9 protein-coding genes are annotated in these 7,773 nt (G+C 46.7%); 5 read left to right on the top strand and 4 right to left on the bottom strand.

The window, feature by feature from the left end:
- Positions 1-99: 99 nt before the first annotated feature.
- Positions 100-1,017: a peptidylprolyl isomerase gene (locus F8N00_RS14415; protein ID WP_421018435.1), complete on the top strand. Its 918-nt coding sequence runs from the start codon at positions 100-102 to the stop codon at positions 1,015-1,017.
- Between the two features lie 63 nt (positions 1,018-1,080).
- On the opposite strand, the gene namA is transcribed toward F8N00_RS14415, so the two are convergent.
- Together namA and F8N00_RS14405 are read right to left on the bottom strand one after the other, a co-directional pair.
- Complete coding sequence (namA, locus tag F8N00_RS14410) at positions 1,081-2,112, bottom strand: NADPH dehydrogenase NamA (protein ID WP_421018434.1); 1,032 nt, start codon at positions 2,110-2,112, stop codon at positions 1,081-1,083.
- Positions 2,113-2,124: 12 nt separating this feature from the next.
- Positions 2,125-3,045: an HD domain-containing protein gene (locus tag F8N00_RS14405; protein ID WP_029340932.1), complete on the bottom strand. Its 921-nt coding sequence runs from the start codon at positions 3,043-3,045 to the stop codon at positions 2,125-2,127.
- A 104-nt stretch (positions 3,046-3,149) separates the two neighbouring features.
- On the opposite strand from F8N00_RS14405, the gene F8N00_RS14400 reads away from it, so the two are divergent.
- The 3 genes from F8N00_RS14400 to F8N00_RS14390 all read left to right on the top strand — a co-directional run bounded on the left by F8N00_RS14400 (position 3,150) and on the right by F8N00_RS14390 (position 5,469).
- A complete protein-coding gene (locus tag F8N00_RS14400; protein WP_023467340.1) occupies positions 3,150-4,055 on the top strand; it encodes a magnesium transporter CorA family protein in 906 nt (301 codons plus the stop codon).
- Between the two features lie 63 nt (positions 4,056-4,118).
- Positions 4,119-5,198 (top strand): DNA polymerase IV, encoded by a 1,080-nt coding sequence (gene dinB / locus F8N00_RS14395; protein WP_023467339.1) that lies wholly within the window; start codon positions 4,119-4,121, stop codon positions 5,196-5,198.
- 58 nt (positions 5,199-5,256) lie between these two features.
- Positions 5,257-5,469, top strand: coding sequence for a YhzD family protein (locus F8N00_RS14390; protein WP_023467338.1), 213 nt, complete (start codon positions 5,257-5,259; stop codon positions 5,467-5,469).
- A 52-nt stretch (positions 5,470-5,521) separates the two neighbouring features.
- Here the strand turns inward: F8N00_RS14390 and F8N00_RS14385 are convergent, their stop codons facing one another.
- Entirely contained in the window at positions 5,522-5,896 is a 375-nt protein-coding gene (locus F8N00_RS14385; protein ID WP_023467337.1) for a YlbF family regulator, read from the bottom strand.
- Between the two features lie 20 nt (positions 5,897-5,916).
- A complete protein-coding gene (locus F8N00_RS14380) occupies positions 5,917-7,053 on the bottom strand; it encodes a DUF445 domain-containing protein (RefSeq protein ID WP_035398483.1) in 1,137 nt (378 codons plus the stop codon).
- Positions 7,054-7,127: 74 nt separating this feature from the next.
- Here F8N00_RS14380 and F8N00_RS14375 point away from each other — a divergent pair.
- Positions 7,128-7,773, top strand: a 646-nt coding sequence (locus F8N00_RS14375; RefSeq protein WP_421018433.1) for a PucR family transcriptional regulator, incomplete at its 3' end; no start/stop codon positions are given.

Raw genomic sequence — 7,773 nt, 5'->3', positions numbered from 1 at the left:
GAGCAAGTATCTCTTGTCATGACAAGATACAGCTGTCAACCAGACGAGAATATGATATGATAAAACGGTTGAAATAAATGGTAAATTAGGGGTGTATGTATGAAAAAGAAATTGTTAGGCGCAGCAGCAGTCGCAAGTGTATTTACGTTAGCAGCATGTGGATCAAATGACGAAGCCGTCATCAATTACAAAGGTGGCGAAGTCAACAAGGCTGACGTCCAAGAAGAAGCATACGAAAAAGCTGGTGCTCAAATCGCTTTCCAGCAAACAATGAACAAATTGCTTGAGAAGAAATACGGCAAAGAAGTCACGGATAAAGAAGTCGAAGCAGAAGTCAAGAAGACAAAAGACCAGTTCCCGGATAAAGAGCAGTTCAATACAACATTGAAATCTGCTGGAATCAAGAACGAAAAAGAATTCGAGACAGTTCTTCGCACACAAATGCTCTTAACGGAAGCAAAATCTGCGAAATCAAAAGTAACAGATAAAGAAATCCAAGAGCGTTTTGACCAAGAAAAAGTCGAAGTCAAAGCAAGCCATATCCTCGTTGCGAAAGAGTCAGAAGCAAAAGACATCAAAAAACAATTGGATGACGGCGCGGACTTCGCGAAACTGGCAAAAGAGAAATCAACAGATACAGGTAGCGGTGCAAAAGGTGGAGACCTTGGATACTTCACAAAAGGTAAAATGGTCAAGGAATTCGAAGATTATGCGTTCAAGGATGGCGTTGAAGGTAAAATCTCCGATCCAATTAAAACACAATTCGGTTACCACATCATCAAAGTAGTCGATCGTAAAGAAAAGAAAGACTTTACGCTTGATAAAGAAAAAACACGCATCAAAAAAGCACTTGCTGAAGAAAAAGCAGCACAAGTCAACCCGAACGATATCTACCGTTCACTCATGAAAGAATACGATGTTAAAATCGAAAACAAAGACTTCAAGGATGCTTTTGATTTAGATAAACAAGAACAACAACAAATGCAACAACAAATGATGCAACAACAACAGCAGTAATCAAAAAAGGAAGCCGCGAAGGCTTCCTTTTTTCGTGTCGTTTTTCATTCATATGAGCGATAGTTAACGAACCGTTCGGATTGGTGCCCGTTCGTATTGTTTCGGCAAGGCGACCGTATCTCCTAGTTCGGCTGCCGCATGATAGACCCAATAAGGTTGGCGAAGTAGTTCACGTGCGAGCAGGACGATATCTGCTCGACCGTTACGGACGATTTCTTCTGCATGGGCAGCTGTCGTAATCAATCCAACCGCGCCTGTTGCAATACCCGTCTCTCGTTTCAACTCTTCTGCATAGCTCACTTGATAGCCTGGATACACTTCCGGTACGGCATTAGCGACGACAGCCCCTGAACTGCAATCGAGTAGATCGATGTGACGTGCAGCTAGTTCTTTCGCGAGTGGAATATAATCCGTCGCCGTCATTCCCCCTGTTGCGTGATCGGCTGCTGAAATCCGGACCCAGATCGAGAGCTTGGAAACGGCTTGAATGCCATCAATGATCTCTAGCAACAAGCGCATCCGATTTTCAACCGATCCACCGTATTGGTCCTCACGAACGTTTGATAACGGAGAGAGGAACGTGTTCAGTAAGTAACCATGAGCCCCATGAATTTCAATGAAATCATACCCTGCTCGTTCCGCACGCATTGCTGCATCGATGAACTGTTGTTTGATCGTCGCGATTTCCTCAAGCGTTAATGCTCGTGGATGTGTATACGTATCATCAAACGGTAAAGCACTCGGTGCAACGGGTGGTTCTGCCGTCGTACTTTTGCGCCCGGCATGGGCCAGTTGAATGCCTGCTTTTGCACCCGCTGCTTTGACTTGCTCTGCGATCCGTTGTAAGCCTTCGATATGAGCATCTGACCAAATTCCAAGATCACCGGCTGAAATGCGACCGTCTGGCGTAACAGCACTCGCTTCTAAGATGACGCCACCGACACCACCCATCGCACGGGTTGCATAGTGCGTGACATGCCAATCCGTAACGAGTCCATCTTCTTTTGCACTGTACATACACATCGGCGCCATGATGACCCGATTGCGGAATGTCAACGTTCCGAGTTGAACCGTATCAAACAACTTCGTCTTCATCTTTTCTCCCCCTTATAGCTTCGGACGGTAAAAAGCACGATTATCTAGTGCGAATGATCGTTCCGAGAACTGTCCTGGCTCGACATATTCAAGGAGACGATCCATCATCGTCATCCGTGCATCAAGGTTATCGATCAAGAACAAAACTTCTGCCTCGCGCATCTGTGGTGCGACAGCAGAACCCCATTCCGGTCGTCCGTGATGACTTAAGACGAGATGTTGCAAGACCGTCAGTACTTCTGCGTCAATTTGTAATTCTGCTCCGACTTTTTCAAGTTCCGCTACCATCATCGTAATATGACCGACGAGTTTACCAGGCAACGTATATTCCGGTGCAACCGGATCGGATAACTCCTTGATTTTCGCATAATCGTGCAGAATGATGCCACTGATTAGCACGTCACGGTTTAAGGTCGGATAGAGTTGAGCGATTTGATCCGCTAGACGCAACATCGAAAGGACGTGGTATGACAGCCCCGAGTAAAAAGCATGATGGTTCTTGACCGCTGCCGGATGCGTGAAGTAAGCGTCGAATCGCGAAGTAATCAAATGTTTAACGAGCTTTTTCATATCACTGTTCTGAATCGATTCTACGAACGCGAGGACTTCCGTCTCGATTTGCTCTCGCGGAATCGGTGCGGATTGGACATAGTCCTCGACATTCGTCTCCTCTAGAACCGTGATTTGTTTGAGCTTGAGTTGTGTCCGCCCTCGATAGTCCATGACTTCTCCAGCAGCATGGACGATTGATTTCGGCGCATATTTTTCAAGATCACTCGTATCCCACATCTTCGTCTCGATTTCGCCTGTCTTATCCGTCAAGATGAGCGTCAAGTATGGTTTCCCATTCGCTGCAATTCCTTTGACCGCTTGCTTGATCATCGCTCGTTGATCGAGCGTTTCTCCAACTGCTAATTTACCAATTCCTTTCATGCTTGAAACACGTCCTTTATCTGTAAAATAGGTGTCTTTTTTATATTCCATTGACTACACTTAAGGCATATACTATTTCATTCTACTATATGGGAGTCATGAACATGGAACTGGAACCTCAATTTAATTGGTCTCGCTATCTCGATTTAGCTGACTATGAACAAACCTTTCCGACGGCTGCCGTCGATCAATCCGAAATGGACTGGGTGACGCAGCTGCGATCGAAAGACATGAACTTCACCCGCTCGGAAAAAGGGGTTCTCTATGGCGCTGTCGTCACCTGGCAAAATCCTGTCGACAAAAGTGACCGCCGCTCGATTTGCTTTTATGTAACGAAAGAAAAACTGATCACGATTGGATTGTCGGATTCAATCGTGTCCCTGGTCGCTCCCTATTCTCCCGCGCATCCATTCGCAGCCTTTTATACGATTCTTGCTTTACAGCTGAACACGTATTTTGCCGGTATCGATCAGTTTGAGACGGAACTATTCTCAAGACAAGATGAACTACGTGGCAGCATCAATGAAGATTCGCTCGATAGCATCTTCGCTTTACGCGACACAATCGAGAACTGGTCCGATTTAATCGTTCCGTTTCAAGAGCTCGTCATGGCTGGTGAAGAATCATTTCTCGACGAGGACGCGTATCTCGAGGATCTCTCGTTGAAACTAGCTACGAAACGTGTCCGCCGTCTGTTGATGCTCATTGAACATTATCAAAAAGACATTGAGGTCCTGCTCGACTTATCGACGACCGTCTCGAACTTCCGTGGAAACGAAATCATGAAGGCATTAACAATCTTTACTGCCGTCGCGACACCAACGATGGCTCTCGGTGCGATTTGGGGGATGAACTTTAAAATCATGCCGGAATTAGAATGGAAATACGGTTACGCCCTATCCCTTGGTCTAATTTTTCTCTCGACTGGTGGCATCTTCTACTGGATGCGCTGGCGTGGATGGTTAGGCGCTCTTGTTCGGATGCCAAAGAACAGTCGACCAAAAAAATAGATATCAGAACATAAGTTCGTTATACTAATTGTATCATATCTACTGAAAGGAGACGCTTGTACGATGGAACGAAAAATCATTCATATTGATATGGACGCCTTTTACGCTTCCGTCGAGCAACGCGATCGTCCTCGATTAAAAGGTGTTCCCGTCGTCGTCGGTGGACCGCCTCATGCACGTGGTGTCGTAGCGACCTGTTCCTATGAAGCACGGAAATACGGTATCCATAGCGCGATGCCGTCAAGACGTGCCTTCCAGCTCTGCCCCCGTGCGGTCTTCATTCGTCCCCGCTTTGACGTCTACCGAGCTGTCAGTGCGCAAATCATGGCGCTTTTTCGAGAAGTGACACCGCTCGTCGAGCCTCTCTCGCTTGATGAAGCGTATCTTGACGTCACGGAAAATTATTTTGATCAAAAAAGTGCGACCTATATCGCGCAATATGTTCTTCAGCAAATTAAAGAACGGACAGGTCTGACGGCCTCTGCTGGTGTTTCGAACTCTAAGCTCGTCGCGAAGGTCGCATCCGGATACGAGAAACCGAACGGGATGACGGTAGTTCCTCCAGAGGACGTCCTCAGTTTCTTGTCTCCATTAAAAATTGGAGATTTACACGGCGTCGGAAAAGTCACGGAACAAGCGTTACGAAAACAAGGAATTGAAACCGTCGCAGATGTCCAAGCAATGCCGGTCGAACAATTACGAGCATTGCTCGGACGCGATCGCGGAACGGAACTGCATGCGATGGCACACGGGATCGACGAGCGTCCGGTTCGTCCGGAACGCGAGCGAAAATCGATTGGTTCTGAGACGACCTTCGAAGAAGATACGGAGGATATCGATACGATATTCGAGACGTTGATTCGAGAATCAAAATCCGTCATTGCGAGTCTTCAAAAAAAAGAACTCGTTTGCCGGACGATCACGATCAAGTGGAAGACCGATACATTCCAGTCACGTTCGAAACGGCATACATTTTCAGAAGAAACGGCGGACGAAGAACGCTTACTTGAGGAAACAACGAAATTGTTCAATGGTATCACCTTCGACGGACCGATCCGCTTGATTGGTATGACGGTCAGTCACCTGACTACTCCTCCCGCTGCGCGACAGTTGACGTGGCAAGACTTAGACCTGCGCTTGTAAAATGAATATCTATTCATTATACTAAGTACAAGACCAATCAGACAAGGGAGGAACAAGTATGCAGTATACGATTACAGTCTTTTCAGATCGTGGTGAAACGTTACTCGATGACGTTTTTGAAGCAGAAGCAGATGGACAGGCACGAGAAGAAGGGATTCGGCGTCTCAATGAGAGTGGGTACGCTCATCATGCAGCTCGTGTCACACGTTCAGGTCGTTTGATTCATTTCGAGCGCGCTTACTTGCCACGGATCGTCCCTACTTCATCTTGAGCTATACAAAAAAGGAAGACGGCCATAATGGCGCGTCTTCCTTTTTGATGACTTATTGAACGTCGTCTTGTTGCTCCATCATTGGCGCGTAGAGTTCTTCTAACGGCTTCATGATGATTTGTGTGACTTCCGTCAGCATCGTGTGCATCCGTTGCTCTTCTTGCATCAGCTGACTGATTAGTGGGTTGTTTTGGACTTCAAGCATCTTTGTTTGGGCAGACGCCATATCGTCTGGTGTGATTTCTTCACCTTGCATCTGCTTTTGTTGTAATTCGAGTTGGATGTTACGGAACGATGCAAACAATTCGTTTGATTCCGGATCCGCGTTAACTTGCGTGTACAAATCTTTTAATGTCGTGTACTCCGAAGTCTCACGTAATGCACGCTCCAGTGTGTACGCGTGATCATATAAGTTTGTTTCTGCCATGAGTAAAACCTCCAATTTGTTTAGACGAGATAAAGCCCCGCCTGTATCAATCCAATTAAACCACCTAACAACCCTCCAAGCCAAGTGATAGCCCGGAATTCTCGCTTGGAAATCGATAAGACGATTTCCTCGAGATACGCAGTATCCAGCAAACCGACCTCTTCTCGAACAATCGTTTCGAGATCAAGCGTTTGTAGAATTTGCCCGATTTGATTCGTCGTCCGTTCGAATAGATGATCGATGACGACAGGGACATGTTGCTCGAGTAATTGTGACTCGAGGGGATTCAACCAGACGCGTAATGGTGTAGCAAGCATCGATTCAATCGGTAAACGCGCCAAGACTTGTTCTTTGACGGTCTGTCGAATCCGTGACTCCGTCTCTTCTGTCATATAAGACGACAGTGGACGATCTAGTCCCTTTTGCCATTCCTGACGTAATAAGGCAAGGATGAACTGAGACGTCGACTCTGATTGAAGTACCCGTTTCAGCTCCGGCTGAATCATATCAACGACGTTGACGTTCGCGAGCAACATCCCGAACATCCCACCTCCGAGACGCTGTTGGATGAAACGAGCAACAGTTTCCTCGAGTTGTAGACGTCCTTCTGGTCCATCAAAATATTCCTCTGCTTGGTGCAATACGGATGTGACGAGTCTTGGCATGACCTCTTCGATTTTTTGTTCTCCGGCTTCCCCGATCAACTCGCGCACGGACTGCTCACGCCATTTACCCATGAGGAGTGAAAACTCCTGCTCCAAGTGATAACTGATTTTTCCTTGAATCCGTTGTTTGGGTTCATCGATGAATCGACTAATCCACGCTTCCGTCGTCTCTTCTGAACGTGTCCATTTCATGACTTCATGTTCGACGAGCCGTGTGACAGCTCCACGAACAGCTGGTGATGCGAGACGTTTCCCGATCCCTTCTGGCGTCAAGAGATGCTTGACGACCGTCCGTCCGAGATTCGCTGCTAGTTCATCTCGCCGTTTAGGAATCAGACCCGGCGTAAAGGGTACGCGAAATTTTCCGATGTATTTCGGTTCAAGTGGTCGAAATAACATCCGAATCGCTAGATGATTCGTGACTGCGCCAATCAGGGCCCCAATGACAATGATTCCGACAAGTTTCAATACGAGTAAAAACGTATCTGACATAAGTTATCATTCCTTCCGATTTTCGACTTATGGTAAAGTCGAGATAGTTATGTACGATTTAGGAGTGATGCCGTGTGTTACGACAACTGATGACTGTATTCAATGACCAGCTTACGACCGATCCGAATGTTTATTGCCAGGAACAGTATAGCGTATATCGCCTTGAAGATGGACTCTGTTTTGGAATCAAGGCGACTGCCATCTCTGACCGCGAACAACAACTGCTTGATGTATTCGCTGAACGCATCATCACGACGTCGCGGTCTGATATCGATCTATGGCGAGAGCGTATCCAATCTGCTCATGCCCTCGAAGATCAGTCGTTCCGACTTGTCCATTTTTTGTTCAATCCAACCGATGAACGGACAAGTGAAGAAATTCAACAATTGCTCTCCTCTTTCTTTTCGCAGACGAGCATCCTTATTCCTTTTAGCACACACCGCTTCACGGTCGTTGAACGCGAAGAGTTTGTCATCGAGTCCGAACTATCCGATTTATTTTTTGCATTACAATCTGATTTTGTACTCGACGGTAAGGTATTGCTTGGTCAACAACGTGCTGCAGGTGATATCGCCGTTCAGTTCCAACTCGAACAAGCAGCGCTTGCTTTCGTTCCTTCGATGCAAATCGAACGTTTCTTGCCTGCCATGATCCGTCTTGCAAGTCTAGATGACCGGCACCGCGCGACACTCGTCGATCAGTTCATCCGTTTACTCGAGC

The sequence above is a fragment of the Exiguobacterium sp. A1_3_1 genome, from assembly GCF_048985645.1.
Lineage (GTDB): Bacteria > Bacillota > Bacilli > Exiguobacteriales > Exiguobacteriaceae > Exiguobacterium_A > Exiguobacterium_A indicum.
The sequence above is the reverse complement of the archived record's forward strand: the minus strand, read 5'-3'. Positions and strand labels throughout refer to the sequence as shown.

Coding starts and splice junctions, on each gene's coding strand:
- dinB (WP_023467339.1), top strand. CDS start 4,119: ATGGAACGAAAAATCATTCATATTGATATGGACGCCTTTTACGCTTCC.
- F8N00_RS14415 (WP_421018435.1), top strand. CDS start 100: ATGAAAAAGAAATTGTTAGGCGCAGCAGCAGTCGCAAGTGTATTTACG.
- namA (WP_421018434.1), bottom strand. CDS start 2,112: ATGAAGACGAAGTTGTTTGATACGGTTCAACTCGGAACGTTGACATTC.
- F8N00_RS14390 (WP_023467338.1), top strand. CDS start 5,257: ATGCAGTATACGATTACAGTCTTTTCAGATCGTGGTGAAACGTTACTC.
- F8N00_RS14400 (WP_023467340.1), top strand. CDS start 3,150: ATGGAACTGGAACCTCAATTTAATTGGTCTCGCTATCTCGATTTAGCT.
- F8N00_RS14385 (WP_023467337.1), bottom strand. CDS start 5,896: ATGGCAGAAACAAACTTATATGATCACGCGTACACACTGGAGCGTGCA.
- F8N00_RS14405 (WP_029340932.1), bottom strand. CDS start 3,045: ATGAAAGGAATTGGTAAATTAGCAGTTGGAGAAACGCTCGATCAACGA.
- F8N00_RS14380 (WP_035398483.1), bottom strand. CDS start 7,053: ATGTCAGATACGTTTTTACTCGTATTGAAACTTGTCGGAATCATTGTC.